Source organism: Belliella buryatensis, assembly GCF_900188245.1.
Taxonomy (GTDB): Bacteria; Bacteroidota; Bacteroidia; order Cytophagales; family Cyclobacteriaceae; genus Belliella; species Belliella buryatensis.
The window spans coordinates 360,024-377,446 of sequence record NZ_FZOK01000001.1; the positions used below are offsets into that span (position 1 = coordinate 360,024).

Sequence of the window (17,423 nt, forward strand, 5' to 3'; positions counted from 1 at the left end):
TTATTTGAATGGAGAATCTTTTTCTTTGGCCATTTCATTGTAAACAACTTTGTCCATGATGCCAGGAATCCATTTATTCAAAAATACCGCCAATTTTCCTTGACCTGTCAATACGATCTCTCTTTTTCGCTTGTAGGTAGCCTTTACAATCTCCAGAGCTACTTCTTCTGCTGTCATCATTTTTCCTTCATCCCTAGGAGATGCTCCTTGAGGTTTGCCGTCAGCTTGAAGCGCATTATTGCGAATATTGGATGCAGTGAATCCAGGACAGGCCAATAGTACATGTACATTTTTCTTGAGCAACTCGGTTCTGAGTGATTCCATAAAACCATTCATCGCAAACTTGCTCGCAGTGTAGGCTGTCCGTGCAGGAGTACCCCTATAGCCATTGATTGAAGAAATGGCTACGATGCTCCCTTGATTGGCAGTGATCTGATCTAAGCAATACTTGGTAGCATATACTGTCCCCCACAGATTCACATCCATGACTTGTTTGAATACTTTCAAATCCAAATCTTGAAAAAGTGCGCGCATGGATATCCCTGCATTATTGATCAGGACATCTATTTTACCATACTTCTTTAAGGTTTCCTCAGCCATCCTCTGATTATCGGCTTCAGATGCCGCATCAGCCAAAACTCCATGACAAGCAATACCTGCCCCCTGCAACTTTGACAAGGTATTGTCCAACTTCACTTGACTCCTCCCAGTGATCACCACCTGAGCACCTTCCTGACCAAATGCCATAGCACAAGCTTCTCCGATTCCCGATGTGGCTCCAGTGATGATAACTACCTTATTTTTAAACTTCATTTTAATTCAAATTTGACTTCAAAGATAAAAATTTCGCAAGCATGCTAAATAGGTGATTGAATGATTAGATGGAAAATTCCTTTCAATAAATAGATATCATCAAAATAAGCCATTTTTAGAGAAAAACCTTAATATTATATGGCAAACTTGATCTTTGATCAATTTAAAGATAAAATTTCTTTAATCATGGAAACTCTTATCCCTAAAAGTAAATGATTTGAGTATTGTTCAAGTTTCATTCAATCAAACATCAAATATGAAAAGAAATTTATCTATTGTCTTTGCTATTATCGCTTGGTTTGCTGTTATCGTGCAATTTTACCTGATGATGGAAAATCGAATTGCATCTATCCCAGAAACAATAATTCGATTCTTCAGCTTCTTTACCATCTTGACAAATACTTTGGTTGCGATCTATTTCACAAGTCAAAGCCAAAAAGAAAATCCCGCTTCATTTTTTGGCAAAGGTGGAAGACTTACCGCTATTACGATTTATATCTTGGTTGTAGGATTGATTTATCAACTCGTTCTAAGACAAATTTGGGAACCTACGGGAATGCAGAAAATCGTTGATGAATTGCTTCATTCAGTAACCCCAGTAATTACATTAATCTATTGGTTTCTCTATGAAAAAAAGAAGCTGATCAACTGGTCTCAAATCCCCTATTGGCTAATTTATCCAGCTATTTACCTACTTTACATTTTGATCAGAGGACATGTTTCAGGTTTCTACCCCTACCCTTTTGTCAATGTTACTGAAATTGGATACCAGCAAACATTGATCAATTCATTAGGCGTATTGATACTTTTTGTGCTTTTGTCAAGTGGGATGATTTTGATTAAGAGAATCTTTTAATCTTTTAGCTTCAATACTATTTCTAGGATAACTTTTAACTTGCTTCACGTATTTCCCAATATATTGATACACTTCTGGGTTACTCACCCTATATTCGATTTTCAAATGGTCTCCGACTTCTATACCTGTTCTATTTATCCCTACATTTATTTTCCCAGAATACGTTTCTTCATTTACCAAATACTTGATTTCGACAATTTTCACATAATGGGTTCCTTTTCTTAATATTAGTTGTTCATTAATCACTTCTGCTCTAGCATAATCTGTTTTACTAAACTTCATAAGAATCCCATTCAAATTGCCAAAATGCCCAAGAATCAAGATGAAAATTGCCCCAAGGATCAATAGAAACCCTAAAGAAAAATAAGCTCCTAACTTTGAATCTCTTAAAAAACTTTTCCTTTCAATATCGGGATTATGCTTGATTTGAAGTCTATCCTTTATTTCGCTCAATTCCCCCTCAAAATAAAGGCGGATAATTGCTTTTATCTGTTTTAAATTTTCTGGAGACTTCTCTAAAACTGAAGAGTTTCCATCCTTGGATAATATCACAGCAAACCCATCTTCAAAAAGACTCCCCCCTATTTCGATCCAATTATCCTTATCTTTTTGGACTTCAATTTGATAAAAGAAATTCCAATCCAATTGATCAATAAGCTCAATTACGTCAACAAATTCAGCATTCCTAGAGATGATTTTCTCTCTGTGACCATAATCAGAAATCAACTTTACAATCATCCTTTTATAAAATATAAATTTCATTTCCCACCTTCTTAAAAAGGCAATGCATATTTCAATTATACCCAATTACATTGACAATTTTGTTTAATTTTGCGCCCATGTCGAGAAAAATGAAAAATAAGGTTGTAACAAACCTGACTATTGAAAGAATCGCTACGGAAGGGAAATGTGTTGGACATCATGAAGGCAAAGTAGTATTTGTGCAAGGTGTGGCTCCTGGGGATGTGGTAGATGTGAGAATTACCCGAGGAAAAAGCTCATTTATGGAAGGTGAAGCCATCAAATTCCATGAATATTCTAAAGATAGAATCGACCCATTTTGCTCGCATTTTGGTACTTGCGGCGGCTGCAAGTGGCAACATATCAATTATGACCTTCAAAAAACATATAAAAGACAACAAGTCGTAGATCAGTTCACACGAATTGGAAAAGTAGAAATTCCTGAGGTCATGCCAATCGTTGGATCTGCAAATACGAGGTATTATAGAAATAAGCTTGATTTTACTTTTTCGAACAACCGTTGGTTGACACGTGAGGAAATAGACTCAGGTGCAGCATTCGAGAGAAATGCGCTTGGTTTTCATATTCCTAAGATGTTTGACAAAATCGTCGACATCGAGCATTGCTACCTTCAAGGAGATATTTCTAACGAGGTACGAAATGAACTGAGAGCATTTGCTTTGAGTAATTCACTATCTTTTTATGATATCCGAAATCAAGTTGGACTTCTTAGAAATCTAATCATCCGAACCACAAGCACAGGCGAAAGCATGGTTATCGTTCAGTTTGGTGGTGACAATGCTGAGGAAATTGAATTGGTGATGAATTTTCTTCATGAAAAATTCCCACAAATTACTGCACTGCTTTACATCATCAATTTGAAGAAAAACGAGACTTTCAATGATCTTGAGGTGGTGACTTTTGCTGGAAGATCCTACATCGAAGAAGAAATGGAAGGGTTGAAGTTCAGGATCGGACCGAAATCATTTTATCAAACCAACTCAGAACAAGCTTACGAATTGTATAAAGTCACCAGAGATTTTGCAGGAATGAAAGGGGATGAAGTGGTTTATGATTTGTACACAGGTACAGGTACGATCGCAAACTTTGTTGCCAAGCAAGCGAAGCAAGTCATTGGGATAGAATATGTGGAAGCAGCGATCGAAGATGCCAAGCTTAACTCAAAAGTAAATGGACTAGAAAATACGCTTTTCTATGCAGGAGACATGAAAGATATGCTCAATGATGACTTTATCGCTGCACATGCCAAGCCTGATGTCATCATCACTGATCCGCCTAGAGCGGGAATGCATGACGATGTGGTCAATATGCTACTCAAACTTGCCGCACCAAAAATCGTCTATGTCAGCTGTAACCCTGCAACTCAGGCAAGAGATGTGGCTTTACTTTCAGAAAAATATAGCGTAGACAAAATCCAGCCTGTGGATATGTTCCCGCAAACTTACCATGTTGAAAATGTAGTACTTCTAACTTTGAAATCATGATATCAGACTTTAACGACCCGGAATTGAGTGGGAAATATTTGGGAACCATCACCAAAGATTTCATCAACGTATCTGACATTCTCAAGGAAGCCTCTTATCAGGTAAGAAGCAGGAAATTCTCCCAATTCCCGATATTTCCAATTTCTAAAGAAGAGCAACCAATCGGCCAACTCCTGTTGGGAAAAGAAGAAAAGAAACTGGATTGGAATTATTATATCACCTATGTAGATGAATTTATTCAAAGGAAATTGATCGCCGAAGACTTATTGGAAGAATTCGAAAAAAACTACAAAAACCCTGATGAATTCTGCTGCCTTTTTGTGATGGATAAGGAGTTTACAAGTTTTGTTTATATTCCATTTCCTGAGGAGTAGGAAGAAGCTCGCGAAGGAGGCGGAGGGGCAAAGGAGCGTAGGATAACTGAATAAAAAAGGGGGAGCGAATGCTCCCCCTTTTTGTTGAAAATATTTTAAAAATGCTTCCAGCCTTGAGCTTTCAGTTCTACTACTGTTCCGCTCTTGGTGACTAGATTTTTGCCATCTTCTGGCTTGGTGGTATGGCCGATAAAGTGGATATCTGCATGTTTCTCCAACTTCTCAAAATCTTTTTGATCAATCGTAAAAAGCAATTCATAATCCTCGCCGCCATTGAGCACACAAGTAATCGGATCCATATTCAGTTCCACAGCTGTATCAAAAGTCTGCTTGTCTATGGGGAGCTTATCTTCATAAATCGTCACGCCAACATTGGATGCTTTGCAGATATGAAACAACTCAGAAGCCAACCCATCCGAAATATCTAACATGCTGGTAGGCACAACACCCAATTCTCTCAGCTCGTGGATGATATCCATTCTTGAATCCGGCTTCAACTGACGGGCTGTCACAAAAGTGTATTTATCCAAATCAGGCTTCATGTCTGGGTTAGCCATAAATACCTGCTTCTCTCTCTCCAAAATCTGCAATCCAACCAATGCTCCACCCAAATCTCCAGTCGCGCAAATGATATCATTCACTTTTGCACCAGATCTGTAGGAAAGCTCTTCTTTCTTTGCTTCGCCAATGGCAGTGATAGAAATCACCAAACCTGAACGAGAAGCCGTGGTATCTCCACCTATCACATCCACATTATAATGTTCTGCAGCTGCATTGATTCCAGAATATAAGGCATCAACAGCTTCTACCGAAAAGCGATTAGACAAAGCAATGCTCACAGTAATCTGCTTTGGAATGGCATTCATGGCTGCCACATCAGAAATATTAACCGCAACAGCTTTGAATCCCACATGCTGCAAAGGCGCATAGGCCAAATCAAAATGTACACCTTCTAGCAACAAATCCGTGGTCACTACTTTGACATGATCGCCAGCTTCGATGACTGCCGCATCATCTCCAATTCCCTTGAAAGTTGATGGGTTTTTGATTTTGATACTTTTATTCAAATGATCAATCAGGCCAAACTCACCCAATTCACCGATTTCTGTTCTTTTGCTATCTTCCATAATTCTTATTTTCTCTCTTGACACAATTCCACCAAAACGCCGTTGGTAGATTTGGGATGTAAAAATACAACTAATTTATTGTCCGCCCCTGATTTTGGCGTTTCATTCAAGATTTCGAAGCCTTCAGCTTTGAGCCGTTCTACTTCCGCATGGATATCCTCCACATCAAAAGCGATATGGTGAATTCCCTCAGATTTTTTTTCCAAGTATTTCGCTATTGGACTATCAGGCCTAGTTGCTTCTAAAAGCTCGATTTTAGTCTCTCCAACTTGGAAAAATGAAGTCATCACTCCTTCCCCTCCTACTTCCTCTTCCTTGTAATGTTCTTTTCCCAAAAGCTTCTTAAAAAGTTGATTAGACGCTTTGAGATCTTTGACCGCTATTCCTAAATGTTCGATTTTTCTCATGATTCTTGCATTTTGACAAAAATAAGGATTACTTCTTTGAAACGCTCTTTTATCAGAAAACAGAAATAAATAAAAAATCCCAGACAACATATCTGGGACTTTCTTAAACCATCTAAACTCCTCTATTTAGTCTTTCAATTGGGCAGCAACACTTTGTCGATCACATGGATGATTCCATTAGAAGCCTCTACCGTACCAAGTATTTTACCTCCATTGATCAAGACGTCTCCTGCTTCATTCACCATGATTTCAATAGACCTTCCATCAGCTGTCCCCATTTTTCTTCCATCAACAAAGTCTCCTTTTTTGTAAACTCCCAGAAGCACATGATACTCAAGGATATCTCGGAGTTTTCTCTGATTTTCTGGCCTAATTAATGATTCCAAAGTTCCAGCAGGCAATTGGTCAAAAGCTGCATTTATTGGTGCAAATACTGTAAATGGACCAACATTGGTCAAAGCATCTACATAATCTGCCGCTTGCAAAGCTGCAACAAGGGTACTATGATCAGCTGATCCTACCGCAACTTGCACGACATTGGGATTGGAAACATCATCTTTTACACCAGATTGACCCACTGATTTTCCTGTAGCTTGTGGTGTTGATGTGGTAGATTCTATACCAGTTCCACCACAAGCCATCATGCTGCTGACCAGAAAGGCGCCCAGCAAAATTTTTAAAGTATCTTTCATATTGATCGGGTTTGATTAACAATCAAAATTAATAAAGGATAAATATATCCTTTATGATAAACGTCAGGTTTTTAGAGTTTTTACTCTGTTTTTTAAAAAATAATTCCTAGAAAACATCCTGTAAAATCAAGTGCTAAAACCATAGACTCCTCTTCTTACAAAAATCAATCGACAGACTAATACTTTTCATTCGCTGAAAAAAATACTTATATTTAAGAATGATGCATTTTGCAAAAAAGAAAAGCTTAAAAATTACCTGATTATGATTACCAATAATTCATTCTACGAACTTGTCTTTTTACCACATTCATTTTTCTTGGAATCACCTAAATCCTGGAACCTGCAAACTTAAAAAAACAGAAGCCCCTGCAGTAATATGATTTCAACCATTAATCTTCCTTTTTAAAAATTTATGAATAAAGAAAAACTCACCTTAGAACAAGTCTTTAGTTTAGATTTGCCTAATATCATCCTGTATGCAGCACCTGTCATGATAGGATTGGTTTTGTTAGAATGGTTTTTCTCTTACAGAGAGAAGAAAGACTACTATGATGGTAAGGATACCATTTCAGCAACCTTCATAGGCCTAGTTAATGTGGCCATGAGCGCTGGAATCAAAGTAGTTACATTTGGAATCATTTTGTTTTTCTATAATCTTGTCCCATGGTCTATTCCCAATACCTGGTGGGCTTTTATACTTTGCTTGTTTTGGCTTGATTTCTGGAGATATTGGGCACACAGGGTTGCCCATGAAAATAGGTTTTGGTGGGCAACACACGTGACACATCACAATTCTGAAAAGTACAACTGGTCCGTATCTTTCAGATTGAGTTGGACCCAACATATCAAGATCATTTTTTTTATACCTGTAGCTTTAGCAGGTTTTCACCCCGTAGTATTCTTTATTGTACATCAGATCGCCGTATTGTATCAATTCTGGATACATACCGAATATATCACAAAACTCCCAAAACCTATTGAGTATTTCTTTACCACCCCTTCCCATCACAGGGTTCATCATGCGAGCAATGAAAAGTATTTGGATAAAAACTATGGGTCAACATTTATCATCTGGGATAGGATGTTTGGAACTTTCATGCCAGAAGAAGACCGACCTACTTACGGCTTGACCAAGCAAGTGAATTCATATAATCCAATCACACTGAACTTTCATGAATGGGCGGATTTGGTTCGAGATGTCAAAAATTCTAAATCGCTCAAGGAAGCTTATGCCATGGCATTTTCAAGGCCCAGCGAATTAGAAACTATCAAAGAGAAGTTTAGAGAAAAGGAAAAAGTCAGTCTATAAAAGCATAGAAGCCAGCCGTACGGTTGGCTTTTTTTTATTTTACACATCAAATCTAGCCAAGACAGTCTCTCCACTCTCTACTTCAAGGGCGAGTTCTTTGAGTGTCTTTTTGGTGAGCATGCTTACTACATGGGTTCTTACTTTTTTGATTTCATGATGTAGCGGACAGGGATTGGTTTCAGAGCATGCTTTCAATCCAAGACTACAGCCACTGAAAAGTCCATCTCCATCTATGGCTATCACGAGGTCTTGTAAGGTGAGTTTTTCATGTTCTGTCCCCGCATAAAAACCACCAGAAGGGCCTTTTTGAGAGCCTATGACTTTTTTTCTGACTAGTTCTTGGAGGATTTTGGCAGTAAATGGCTCGGGAGCATCCACGTGTTCTGCCGTCTCCTTAGCGCCTACTTTTACCCCTTTGAGACTTTGTGACCATATATATATGACTGCCTTGATTCCGTACTGACAAGCTTTTGAAAACATATAAATACAATTTCTTGCTAAATTAAGGATAAAAATGTCTTTATAACAGGATTAGACTTTTTCTTTGAGCCTGTAAAAGACCTTCCCTAACCTATTGATATGTTCAATCAGTGAAGGTGATTTTAGTTTGTGAAAAATAGAAATATCAAAAAGATAAGGAGTATTTAGCTCATCAATTTCCTGCGAAATCATCGAAAGTAAGTCTTCTTTTAAGCGCTCTCCCTTTAAAGTAATATCAATATCCGATCCTTCTCTGTAGTTTCCCTTGGCTCTTGAACCATAAATCACCACCTCCTCTACTTCAGGAAATTTTTCAAACACTTTTTGAATTTTTTCAATCGTTTTATGATCTAAACCAAACTTCATAACAATGATTTCATTTTTTCCTCAAACGCTTCAAATAGCACAAAGTAATCTTCAACTACTTTCTTAAACTCTACAATCAATACGTCTTGATTGTATGTATGTACTGTTTTATTTCTACTTTCAATCATGTCCATCCAAATTTGTCCTTTTTGAATTAATCCAATATTAAATGCTTCTCTAGTGGCACTTCTGGAACCAGTAATATTTTGAATCCCTTCAAATTCAAGGTAATCCTTCATCACTTTCCAGGCTAACTCATGCGTAAATTCAAAACGTTGTAATATCCCTTCTTTGATAATATCAATTGGGTTCACTCCATTGTCTTCAATCGCAGCCTTTAATTGACTAAAAGCCTTTTGATAGTTTTCAAACCGCTGTTTCCACCTGATATCCATTTTATTTCGAATTGAATGCTATATGAATGATTGATTCCAGTGAAGATAAATATATCTTTTTTAAAATGGGTTTTTACTTTCTTAAAATTTAGGGAAAGCACTCTATTAAAATTCCTATGATTGTTTCTCAAAAGGCAAATGAATTTCAAGACTGTTCTGTGACTTTATTCTCTGTGTTTTTAATTTGAACACGAACAGAAGTATTGATTCTTTGATAAAATTTAGAATACGCGATCTTAGTAAGGACAATTAGCGCCATCAAAGCAAAAATGATTAAAATTGACCACCCATTAGCCACACCAAACCACAATCTCCAATCTGGTAATTTCAATAAACTACTCCCTATCCTACCAATTAGCGTCAATTGAAAGATCATCCAAGCGGGCCATAGGATTGGGTGATAGGGTTTTTCTTTGATATTCATGATCATGGGAAAGATGATCGGCGCATGTGCCCAAATCATAGAAAATGTAAAACCCAGAAAGAAAGTATGTAAGTAAAGGTCATAAAACAAAGGGTGCATTTCCATAAAACAAAGCACCAAACCATTTACAACCAGCCATAAATAACCTACCCTTAAACCTATTCCTATATACTTGAACTGCCGCTCTTTTTTCGAAACGACTTTTGCCATATCAAAATGCAATAACCAAAAAGCAATAAATATCACAGTACCGCCCATGAGCCAATTCCCTATCCCATGAAAAGGAATCCACATGCCTACAAAATTCAAACCTAACAGTACAAATAAAATATTCTTTGCAAAAGTTGGTGTGGGGAGAAACTTACTCAACTCTAGCCGCTCTCCGACAATAGTGAACAACAAAAACCCCATCCACCAGGGCACAGCTGCTGGAATAAACCCCGTATAAATCATCGTGAAATTCCCCAAAAACCAAGAAATAGCACCTAAAGACATCACAAATTGATAAGGTTGAGGATGTCTGATGCTTTGTAGATACATGATGATCACCAAACCGATACTTGCTCCCATAATTAAAAATTGGCCAAAAGTGCTCCACCCCGGCAACAACAAAACCGGGATGGAAACACCACTTAAAAAAGCAACAAACAACCAAAGTTTATTTTTCATCACCATCGCTCTCTCCAGTGTAATCAAGGTTCCTAAGAAACCTCCAACCATCAATACACCATGCTGAGACGCAGTTTCCGAAATATTCCAATCTACAAAGCCTAACCTCACAAAACCTCCTGCAATACCAAGTAGCAGCCCTGACAAAACCAATGGAAATACATAAAGTGGCTTCAAGAGTCTCATACTAAATCGGATTATTTTGTCCTTTTTTATTTGATAAGAAAGAAGAGCTTAGCTCCATTAGTTTCTGAAGACAAATATATCAATTTTTTTCATTAAAAGATAAATTTATCTTTTATTAGTTTTTATGATATATCTCAACCCAAAACATGACCATTTCTATTTCTGAAGCATACTATTGGCTCTACCTTGAAAAAGTTTTATGATCTTAAACAATCAAACCATCCCACCATATGGACCAATTTGTCATTAAAAGAAATGGAGAGTATGCTCCATTTGAGCCCTTTAAAATAGAAGATGCACTAATCAAAGCATTTAAAAGTGTGCATCAACACTATCATTCCCTCACCTATAATAAAGTCCTCCAACATTTAGAATCCAAAACCACTTGGGCTGTAGAAGAAATTCAAGACATCATTGAAAAAGAGCTCTATGCATTTGGATATTTTGATGTCATGCGCTCCTTTATGCTCTACAGGCATACCCGCAAAATGCAAAGGGAACATGTGGACGGACTCAATGAAGATACAACCTACGTGGACAGCACGCAGGCCATCGAAGAATACATCCATCAAACCGACTGGCGCATCAATGCCAACGCCAATACTTCCTACTCCAATGCAGGACTAGTCAATAATGTGGCAGGAAAAATCATTGCCAATTACTGGCTCGATAAGGTTTACAGCAAGGAAGAAGGCTACGCCCACCGCAATGGAGACATTCATATCCATGATCTGGATTGTCTGACAGGATACTGCGCAGGTTGGAGTTTGAGGGTTTTGCTCAATGAAGGTTTCAATGGCGTAAGAGGCAGGGTGGAAAGCAGACCTCCCTCCCATTTTAGAGAGGCACTTGGTCAAATGGCCAATTTCCTTGGAATCCTGCAAAGCGAATGGGCAGGTGCACAGGCCTTCAGTTCCTTTGATACTTATCTGGCGCCCTATGTTTTCAAAAACCAACTTTCCCAAAAAGATGTAGAAAAAGCCATCCGCTCCTTTGTCTACAACCTCAATGTACCTGCCCGATGGGGACAGTCTCCTTTTACCAATATTACTTTGGATTGGGTAGTTCCGGAGGACTTAAAAGATCAGATTCCCACCAAAAATGACATCCATTTGTTCAAATTTATCCAAGATGAAAATCTACTGGAAATCGCCAAAAGCAGAGGTGTAAACAGCTTGGAAGATTTGAGCTACAAGTATTTTCAAAAGGAAATGAACATGATCAACAAGGCCTACTACACTGTGATGACAGAAGGTGATGCCAATGCTCAGCCGTTTACTTTTCCCATTCCTACCGTCAACATCACAGAAGATTTCGATTGGTATGGAGAAAACACCGACCTTTTGTTCGAAAATACCGCCAAAATCGGTTCTTCATATTTTCAAAATTTCATTGGAAGCCAATACACCTTCGATGAATCGGGTAATAAGGTTAAAAACCCAAATGCTTACAAACCCAATGCTGTTCGAAGCATGTGTTGCAGACTGCAACTGGATCTGAGAGAACTACTTAAAAGGGGAAATGGACTTTTTGGCTCGGCTGAGATGACCGGAAGCATTGGAGTAGTCACCATCAATATGGCAAGGTTAGGCTATATCTACAAAGGAAACTTAGAAGGACTTTACCAACGGTTGGATCATCTTTTGGAAATAGCCAAATCCACCCTAGAGAAGAAGAGACAATTTATCCAAGAGATGTATGATAGGGGTCTTTTCCCCTATACCAAAAGGTACCTTCCCCACTTCCGAAATCACTTCAGCACCATCGGTGTCAATGGCATCAATGAAATGATCCTCAATTTCACCGACGGTGTGGATGATCTCACCTTTGACTCAGGACAAAAATTGGCGGCTGATATCCTAGAATATATACGGGGGAAGATGAAAGTCTATCAGGAAGCAACTGGAAACCTTTATAACCTTGAAGCCACCCCAGCAGAAGGCACTACTTACAGGTTTGCGAAGGAAGACAAAAAACGCTTTGATGACATCATTCAGGCTGGAATGGAGGAAAACATCTACTATACCAATTCCTCGCAGATTCCTGTAGACCACACCGATGATCCATTCGAGGCATTGATGCTACAGGATGATCTCCAATGCAAATACACAGGAGGCACGGTACTCCACCTGTATATGCGGGAAAAAGTATCTTCAGCAGAGGCTTGCCGAAACTTGGTCAAAAAAGTACTCTCCAATTTTAAGTTGCCTTACATAACAGTCACCCCCATATTCAGCATCTGCCCGGTACATGGCTACCTCAACGGTGAACATGAATTCTGTCCAAAATGCGATGACATCCTATTAGATAATTTAAACCAAAATCAACATAATCATGCAAACTGAAATCAAAGAACCCCAAACCGAAAACTTACTTTCCAAATATGAAGACAAAAGGACGAAATGTCTGGTATATACTCGGGTCATGGGTTACCACAGACCTGTAGAAAGTTTTAACATTGGCAAAAAAGGGGAGCACAAACAGAGAATTCATTTCAAAGAATAATCTTTATGGTCAAAAAGCTAATTTACAGTATCACCCCATTTACGCTTTTGGATTATCCAGATCATACAGCCTGCATCCTTTGGTTTGCGGGCTGTAATATGCGTTGTAGCTATTGCTATAATCCTGAAATCGTCACGGGAAAAGGGAAGATCGGTTTCGATGCAGTAATCAGCTTTTTAGAAAAAAGGAAAAACCTGCTTGATGGTGTTGTCTTCAGCGGAGGAGAGTGCACGATGCACAAAGACCTACCTTACTATGCCTCAGAAGTAAAGCGTTTGGGGATGAAAGTCAAGATAGATACCAATGGAAGCCGTCCTCATGTCCTCGAAGAATTACTTCAAGAAGGTTTGGTGGATTATGTAGCGCTGGATTTCAAATCTTTACAAGAAGATTTTGAAAGCATCACCCAATCTGATTTTTTTGAGCAGTTTAAAGAAAGTCTGGAGGTTTTAAAAGGGTACGATGTTCCATTTGAAATAAGGACAACTGTCCATTCTAATTTGATCAACACAGAAAAGCTTTCGAAAATGGCTAGTTTCCTTCGTGACCAAGGCTACAAAGGCAAATATTATTTACAACACTTTGTAAGCGAAAAAGAAACAATCAGGATCTTACCTTACAGCAAAAAACCAAACTTGGCATTCACTGATTATCCTGAATTAGAAATGGTCTGGCGAAATTGAGGATTTTACTTACCCCTGAAGCTTCGCTCCACATTCTAACTTTGCTCCTAGAAATTTGCAATTTCGAGGACAGATAAAAGGAATTTTTAATTCCGTTCTACCCTGTCCTGGATAAAAGGATTTCAAATCCTCTTTATCTAGGTTCGGGATTGCAAATCCCGAACAGCCAAAATCCCGAACAGCTAAAAAAATGATTTCAATAAGTCTGGCAGCATTTAATTACCACTAATGTATTTTCCGTTTTTTAGGGAACGATTCAAAAAGTCTTTAACTTGTTCATGCAAATGTGAATTAAAACTATTCCAATGCTTCAAGACCAGTTTCAACGCAAGCACGATTACCTTAGAATATCCCTGACAGACAGCTGCAATTTCCGCTGTAGCTATTGCATGCCTGAAGAGGATATTCAGAGCATGCCTAATGCGCACCTGATGCAGCCGGATGAAATTGAAGCGATCGCAAAAAAATTTGTGGAACTTGGGGTTAAAAAAATCCGACTTACCGGAGGTGAACCTTTGGTAAGAAAAGAGTTTACTGACATCATCCATTCCCTTTCCAAACTCCCCGTTGAACTTACCATGACCAGCAATGGTGTCTTGGTAGACAAACACTTGGAAGCCCTCAAGGCTGCTGGCATCAGAAAAGTAAACATTAGCTTGGACACCTTGAACAGGGGAACTTTCCACAAACTCACCAAAAGAGATCAATTTGAAAAGGTGTGGGAGAACCTAAATTTGTTATTGGAAAATAATTTCCGCGTCAAAATCAATGTCGTTGCCCTCAATGGCATTATTGAAAAAGAACTACTGAGTTTTGTCCAACTAACCAAAGACCTGCCCCTCCACGTTCGTTTCATAGAATTCATGCCTTTTGCAGGCAACTTATGGAACAAGGATAAAGTACTCACTGCAACCAAAATGCTGGAAATGGTCAAAGAAGAATTCAATGTCAGCAAACTCAAAGATGATCCAAACGATACCGCAAAAGCTTTTCAAGCAGCTGGTCATTTGGGGACTTTTGCCTTTATCACCACCATGAGCGAGCATTTCTGCGGCACCTGCAATAGGATGAGGATTACGGCAGACGGCAAGATGAAAAATTGTCTTTTCGGAAAAGAAGAGACGGATATTTTAGGGGCATTGAGGGAAGGTAAGGACATTGAACCCTTGATCCGGTTATCAGTTTGGAACAAGCATGCAGCCCTAGGGGGACAGTTTTCTCAGGACTACACCAAAGCAGAAGCCGATAAAATCGAAAATCGAAGTATGATTAAAATTGGGGGATGATTGATGGATATTAATGGATATTGGGATATTGAAATATGCTTAGCGAAATCGGAGTGAAACGGAGATCCCGAGAGCGAAGTGATTCGGGATACAATAGAAAAATTTTGAAATAGATATTCTTCGAACCAATTGATATTAATGGATACTATTAGATATTAGTGGATATTTTGGAAGAAGTTGGTTTTGAAATATTATGGATATATGATTGAAAAGATGTATTTCTAACCTCTAATCCTACTTTGTTAGGTTAAAAATGACAAGAAAAACCTGCCAAGTTTCTTTTTAAAATGATAAAAAATAAACTTGTTTTGGCTTATAAACCTGGCAGGTTTGACCTAATCTGCTAATTTGACAAAGTAAGACGAATCAATCAAAGAAATCTCAAATATTAAAAATAGAAGAAGCCCATTTTAGTGAAATACAAATATGATCTCTGTCAGTCAGGCTAAAGCAATACTCCAAAAAAATATTCCTCCAAGGAAATCTAAACTTGTACCACTCGAAAAAGCAATAGGTTTGATCTGTGGGGTAGACATACATTCTCCCATGCATGTCCCTTCTTTTGACAATTCGGCAATGGATGGCTATGCTATTGCTTGGGAAGCTAGGAAAACCAGATGGGTATTGGAAGGAGAAATTGCAGCTGGAGCCAAAGATATTCCAATTCTATCCACTGGAAAGGCCATAAGGATCTTCACTGGAGCTCCAATGCCTGATGGGGCAGATACCGTGATCCAACAGGAATGGATAGCCGTGGAGGGCAGTACATTATCTTTGCAATCTGGAGAAATTATCAAAGGCATGCATGTACGAAAAGAAGGTACCCAAACCAAATCCGGAGACATAATCATGAAGGCCGGCACCGCAATCACCCCTGGTGGCATCGGACTACTAGCGTCGGTTGGGATTCAACACGTATCCGTCATCGCACCTCCATCTGTCGGCATCATCATCACAGGCAATGAAATCAAGGAAGTGGGTCAACCTTTGGAACATGGCGAAATCTACAATGCCAACGGCCCGCTGCTGACCACTTATTTGCAACAGGAAGGCATAGAAGCTATCGAATGCATCCGTGTAGAAGACAATCCTGACATGGTCAGACAAGCTATCAATAAGGCCTTGACCATCCATGATTTGATCTTGCTCTCTGGAGGAATCTCAGTCGGAGATTATGACTTTGTCAAAGAAGGGCTGGAGCAGGCGGGTGTCCAAGAACTTTTTTATAAAATCAAACAGAAACCAGGAAAACCACTTTATGCCGGCATTAAGGACGAGCAAATGATTTTTGCTTTACCCGGCAATCCAGCCTCAGTAATCACATGTTTCAACCAATACGTCAAACCTTCCATCAGACAATGGATGGGGAAAAATCCAGGCTGGGAACCAACTCTTTGGCTTCCATTAAATAGCCCAATGAAAAAGAACCCTGACCTCACTTTCTTTCTAAAAATCAAAACCCACCCCGAAGAGGTGGAAATACTACAAGGTCAGGAATCTTTTAATTTAATTGCATTTTCTACAGCCGATGGTTTCGCAGAGATACCTGAAGGAGTGGAGGCAATGGAAAAAGGTGAAAAAGTGGGCGTGTATCTCTGGTAATGATGGAAGCATATTGGTGGTTACTCTACATTCTTATGCCTACCGTGGCATTTTTATACGCAGCAGTAGGCCATGGCGGTGCAAGCAGTTACCTGATGTTTCTGGCCTTGTTCAATTTTGCCCCGGAGCAAATCCGCCCTACCGCTTTGATTCTGAATATTGTAGTTTCACTAATGGCATTTTTAGCCTTTAGAGGAACTGTGAAATTTCCCGCCAAACTCTTTTTGTCCATCATCATCTTTTCAGTTCCTGCAGCGTTTTTTGGAGGAAGGATTTTGGTTGATGCGGGCTTATACAAGCAGATTTTGGGATTATTATTATTCTTTCCGATACTGCGGTTCTTGAATATTTTCCCGAAATCTACAGCACCTAAAATCTCAGAAAACTGGATTTTATCAGGTATTCTTGGCCTGGGGATTGGCTTTGTTTCAGGCTTGATCGGTATAGGTGGAGGAATCATCCTCTCCCCAATTTTGCTGCTAATGGGCTGGACAGATATGAAAGAAACGGCCGCTGTCAGTGCTTTATTTATCTTTTTCAATTCCATTTCAGGTTTATTGGGAACCAATGCATTTGCCATTTCATTCGATCCTCAATTATGGGTTTTGATGCCCTTGACCATAGTGGGAGGAGCCTTGGGAGCATACTTTGGGGCAAAAAAATTTAATTACCAAGGAGTGAAATATACGTTGACTGTCGTATTACTAATAGCCGCTGTAAAATTAATTTGGGGTTAAGAATTTGTAGTATATTTAAATAAAATTAAAAATCAATGAAACTACTGGCCTTCGGAAAAATAGCAGAGATCATTGGAAAGCAGGAGATAGAAATTGAGAATTTTCCAAATACGGATATCCTAGTGGGCTATTTGCAGCAACAATACCCCGCATTGAAAGACCTTAAATTCAGCATTGCCATAGATAAAAAACAAGTCAGCGGAAATGTAAGCATAACCACAGATGCTGAGGTAGCTTTGCTGCCACCATTCTCCGGAGGATGATCC

20 protein-coding genes are annotated in these 17,423 nt (G+C 38.9%); 11 read left to right on the forward strand and 9 right to left on the reverse strand.

From position 1 onward, the window contains the following. Positions 1 to 813 carry an SDR family oxidoreductase gene (locus CHB66_RS01460; RefSeq protein ID WP_089237216.1) on the reverse strand — a complete coding sequence of 271 codons (813 nt, stop codon included), beginning with the start codon at positions 811 to 813 and terminating at the stop codon, positions 1 to 3. A 256-nt stretch (positions 814 to 1,069) separates the two neighbouring features. Between CHB66_RS01460 and CHB66_RS01465 the strand changes: the two genes are divergently transcribed. Continuing rightward, positions 1,070 to 1,669 (forward strand): Pr6Pr family membrane protein, encoded by a 600-nt coding sequence (locus CHB66_RS01465; RefSeq protein ID WP_089237218.1) that lies wholly within the window; start codon positions 1,070 to 1,072, stop codon positions 1,667 to 1,669. Here CHB66_RS01465 and CHB66_RS01470 read toward each other — a convergent pair. Further along, complete coding sequence (locus CHB66_RS01470) at positions 1,634 to 2,431, reverse strand: hypothetical protein (protein ID WP_089237220.1); 798 nt, start codon at positions 2,429 to 2,431, stop codon at positions 1,634 to 1,636. The two genes, CHB66_RS01465 and CHB66_RS01470, sit on opposite strands and share 36 nt — an antisense overlap. Positions 2,432 to 2,508: 77 nt before the next feature. Between CHB66_RS01470 and rlmD the strand changes: the two genes are divergently transcribed. Both rlmD and CHB66_RS01480 read left to right on the forward strand, forming a co-directional pair. Beyond that, a complete protein-coding gene (gene rlmD / locus CHB66_RS01475; protein ID WP_089237222.1) occupies positions 2,509 to 3,915 on the forward strand; it encodes a 23S rRNA (uracil(1939)-C(5))-methyltransferase RlmD in 1,407 nt (468 codons plus the stop codon). Beyond that, on the forward strand, positions 3,912 to 4,289 hold the full coding sequence (locus CHB66_RS01480; protein WP_089237224.1) for a hypothetical protein: 378 nt from the start codon (positions 3,912 to 3,914) through the stop codon (positions 4,287 to 4,289). Before rlmD ends, CHB66_RS01480 begins: the two co-directional genes overlap by 4 nt. A gap of 95 nt (positions 4,290 to 4,384) precedes the next feature. On the opposite strand, the gene thiL is transcribed toward CHB66_RS01480, so the two are convergent. The 3 genes from thiL to CHB66_RS01495 form a co-directional block, all read right to left on the reverse strand. After that, complete coding sequence (gene thiL / locus CHB66_RS01485; RefSeq protein ID WP_089237226.1) at positions 4,385 to 5,416, reverse strand: thiamine-phosphate kinase; 1,032 nt, start codon at positions 5,414 to 5,416, stop codon at positions 4,385 to 4,387. Between the two features lie 5 nt (positions 5,417 to 5,421). After that, the gene (gene mce, locus CHB66_RS01490) at positions 5,422 to 5,823 is read right to left on the reverse strand and encodes a methylmalonyl-CoA epimerase (RefSeq protein WP_089237444.1); all 402 of its coding nucleotides are present in this window, start codon (positions 5,821 to 5,823) and stop codon (positions 5,422 to 5,424) included. Positions 5,824 to 5,957: 134 nt separating this feature from the next. Beyond that, entirely contained in the window at positions 5,958 to 6,515 is a 558-nt protein-coding gene (locus CHB66_RS01495; protein ID WP_089237228.1) for a fasciclin domain-containing protein, read from the reverse strand. A gap of 412 nt (positions 6,516 to 6,927) precedes the next feature. Between CHB66_RS01495 and CHB66_RS01500 the strand changes: the two genes are divergently transcribed. Then, positions 6,928 to 7,824, forward strand: coding sequence for a sterol desaturase family protein (locus tag CHB66_RS01500; RefSeq protein ID WP_089237230.1), 897 nt, complete (start codon positions 6,928 to 6,930; stop codon positions 7,822 to 7,824). Positions 7,825 to 7,863: 39 nt separating this feature from the next. Here the strand turns inward: CHB66_RS01500 and CHB66_RS01505 are convergent, their stop codons facing one another. The 4 genes from CHB66_RS01505 to CHB66_RS01520 all read right to left on the reverse strand — a co-directional run bounded on the left by CHB66_RS01505 (position 7,864) and on the right by CHB66_RS01520 (position 10,344). Next, positions 7,864 to 8,304 carry an RrF2 family transcriptional regulator gene (locus tag CHB66_RS01505; RefSeq protein WP_014772565.1) on the reverse strand — a complete coding sequence of 147 codons (441 nt, stop codon included), beginning with the start codon at positions 8,302 to 8,304 and terminating at the stop codon, positions 7,864 to 7,866. 51 nt (positions 8,305 to 8,355) lie between these two features. Continuing rightward, the gene (locus tag CHB66_RS01510; protein ID WP_089237232.1) at positions 8,356 to 8,670 is read right to left on the reverse strand and encodes a nucleotidyltransferase domain-containing protein; all 315 of its coding nucleotides are present in this window, start codon (positions 8,668 to 8,670) and stop codon (positions 8,356 to 8,358) included. Continuing rightward, on the reverse strand, positions 8,667 to 9,065 hold the full coding sequence (locus CHB66_RS01515; RefSeq protein ID WP_089237234.1) for a nucleotidyltransferase substrate binding protein: 399 nt from the start codon (positions 9,063 to 9,065) through the stop codon (positions 8,667 to 8,669). Before CHB66_RS01515 ends, CHB66_RS01510 begins: the two co-directional genes overlap by 4 nt. A gap of 145 nt (positions 9,066 to 9,210) precedes the next feature. Beyond that, positions 9,211 to 10,344: a hypothetical protein gene (locus tag CHB66_RS01520; protein WP_089237236.1), complete on the reverse strand. Its 1,134-nt coding sequence runs from the start codon at positions 10,342 to 10,344 to the stop codon at positions 9,211 to 9,213. A gap of 230 nt (positions 10,345 to 10,574) precedes the next feature. Between CHB66_RS01520 and CHB66_RS01525 the strand changes: the two genes are divergently transcribed. From CHB66_RS01525 to CHB66_RS01550, 7 genes are all read left to right on the forward strand, one after another. Then, a complete protein-coding gene (locus tag CHB66_RS01525; protein WP_089237238.1) occupies positions 10,575 to 12,689 on the forward strand; it encodes a ribonucleoside triphosphate reductase in 2,115 nt (704 codons plus the stop codon). Then, entirely contained in the window at positions 12,679 to 12,849 is a 171-nt protein-coding gene (gene nrdD, locus CHB66_RS17240) for an anaerobic ribonucleoside-triphosphate reductase (protein ID WP_141107350.1), read from the forward strand. The genes CHB66_RS01525 and nrdD overlap by 11 nt, the downstream gene beginning before the upstream one ends. 5 nt (positions 12,850 to 12,854) lie before the next feature. After that, the gene (locus CHB66_RS01530) at positions 12,855 to 13,532 is read left to right on the forward strand and encodes an anaerobic ribonucleoside-triphosphate reductase activating protein (RefSeq protein WP_089237240.1); all 678 of its coding nucleotides are present in this window, start codon (positions 12,855 to 12,857) and stop codon (positions 13,530 to 13,532) included. A 305-nt stretch (positions 13,533 to 13,837) separates the two neighbouring features. Beyond that, on the forward strand, positions 13,838 to 14,818 hold the full coding sequence (gene moaA / locus CHB66_RS01535; RefSeq protein ID WP_089237242.1) for a GTP 3',8-cyclase MoaA: 981 nt from the start codon (positions 13,838 to 13,840) through the stop codon (positions 14,816 to 14,818). A gap of 426 nt (positions 14,819 to 15,244) precedes the next feature. Beyond that, on the forward strand, positions 15,245 to 16,420 hold the full coding sequence (locus CHB66_RS01540) for a molybdopterin molybdotransferase MoeA (protein ID WP_089237244.1): 1,176 nt from the start codon (positions 15,245 to 15,247) through the stop codon (positions 16,418 to 16,420). Continuing rightward, positions 16,420 to 17,157, forward strand: a complete 738-nt coding sequence (locus tag CHB66_RS01545; RefSeq protein ID WP_245812642.1) for a sulfite exporter TauE/SafE family protein — start codon at positions 16,420 to 16,422, stop codon at positions 17,155 to 17,157. Before CHB66_RS01540 ends, CHB66_RS01545 begins: the two co-directional genes overlap by 1 nt. 35 nt (positions 17,158 to 17,192) lie before the next feature. Further along, positions 17,193 to 17,420: a MoaD/ThiS family protein gene (locus CHB66_RS01550; protein ID WP_089237246.1), complete on the forward strand. Its 228-nt coding sequence runs from the start codon at positions 17,193 to 17,195 to the stop codon at positions 17,418 to 17,420. The last annotated feature ends 3 nt before the right edge of the window (positions 17,421 to 17,423 follow it).

What these genes read in the sequence shown, in the direction of transcription:
- CHB66_RS01460 (WP_089237216.1), bottom strand. Translation starts at nt 813, where the DNA reads ATGAAGTTTAAAAATAAGGTAGTTATCATCACTGGAGCCACATCGGGA.
- CHB66_RS01465 (WP_089237218.1), top strand. Translation starts at nt 1,070, where the DNA reads ATGAAAAGAAATTTATCTATTGTCTTTGCTATTATCGCTTGGTTTGCT.
- CHB66_RS01470 (WP_089237220.1), bottom strand. Translation starts at nt 2,431, where the DNA reads ATGAAATTTATATTTTATAAAAGGATGATTGTAAAGTTGATTTCTGAT.
- rlmD (WP_089237222.1), top strand. Translation starts at nt 2,509, where the DNA reads ATGTCGAGAAAAATGAAAAATAAGGTTGTAACAAACCTGACTATTGAA.
- CHB66_RS01480 (WP_089237224.1), top strand. Translation starts at nt 3,912, where the DNA reads ATGATATCAGACTTTAACGACCCGGAATTGAGTGGGAAATATTTGGGA.
- thiL (WP_089237226.1), bottom strand. Translation starts at nt 5,416, where the DNA reads ATGGAAGATAGCAAAAGAACAGAAATCGGTGAATTGGGTGAGTTTGGC.
- mce (WP_089237444.1), bottom strand. Translation starts at nt 5,823, where the DNA reads ATGAGAAAAATCGAACATTTAGGAATAGCGGTCAAAGATCTCAAAGCG.
- CHB66_RS01495 (WP_089237228.1), bottom strand. Translation starts at nt 6,515, where the DNA reads ATGAAAGATACTTTAAAAATTTTGCTGGGCGCCTTTCTGGTCAGCAGC.
- CHB66_RS01500 (WP_089237230.1), top strand. Translation starts at nt 6,928, where the DNA reads ATGAATAAAGAAAAACTCACCTTAGAACAAGTCTTTAGTTTAGATTTG.
- CHB66_RS01505 (WP_014772565.1), bottom strand. Translation starts at nt 8,304, where the DNA reads ATGTTTTCAAAAGCTTGTCAGTACGGAATCAAGGCAGTCATATATATA.
- CHB66_RS01510 (WP_089237232.1), bottom strand. Translation starts at nt 8,670, where the DNA reads ATGAAGTTTGGTTTAGATCATAAAACGATTGAAAAAATTCAAAAAGTG.
- CHB66_RS01515 (WP_089237234.1), bottom strand. Translation starts at nt 9,065, where the DNA reads ATGGATATCAGGTGGAAACAGCGGTTTGAAAACTATCAAAAGGCTTTT.
- CHB66_RS01520 (WP_089237236.1), bottom strand. Translation starts at nt 10,344, where the DNA reads ATGAGACTCTTGAAGCCACTTTATGTATTTCCATTGGTTTTGTCAGGG.
- CHB66_RS01525 (WP_089237238.1), top strand. Translation starts at nt 10,575, where the DNA reads ATGGACCAATTTGTCATTAAAAGAAATGGAGAGTATGCTCCATTTGAG.
- nrdD (WP_141107350.1), top strand. Translation starts at nt 12,679, where the DNA reads ATGCAAACTGAAATCAAAGAACCCCAAACCGAAAACTTACTTTCCAAA.
- CHB66_RS01530 (WP_089237240.1), top strand. Translation starts at nt 12,855, where the DNA reads ATGGTCAAAAAGCTAATTTACAGTATCACCCCATTTACGCTTTTGGAT.
- moaA (WP_089237242.1), top strand. Translation starts at nt 13,838, where the DNA reads ATGCTTCAAGACCAGTTTCAACGCAAGCACGATTACCTTAGAATATCC.
- CHB66_RS01540 (WP_089237244.1), top strand. Translation starts at nt 15,245, where the DNA reads ATGATCTCTGTCAGTCAGGCTAAAGCAATACTCCAAAAAAATATTCCT.
- CHB66_RS01545 (WP_245812642.1), top strand. Translation starts at nt 16,420, where the DNA reads ATGATGGAAGCATATTGGTGGTTACTCTACATTCTTATGCCTACCGTG.
- CHB66_RS01550 (WP_089237246.1), top strand. Translation starts at nt 17,193, where the DNA reads ATGAAACTACTGGCCTTCGGAAAAATAGCAGAGATCATTGGAAAGCAG.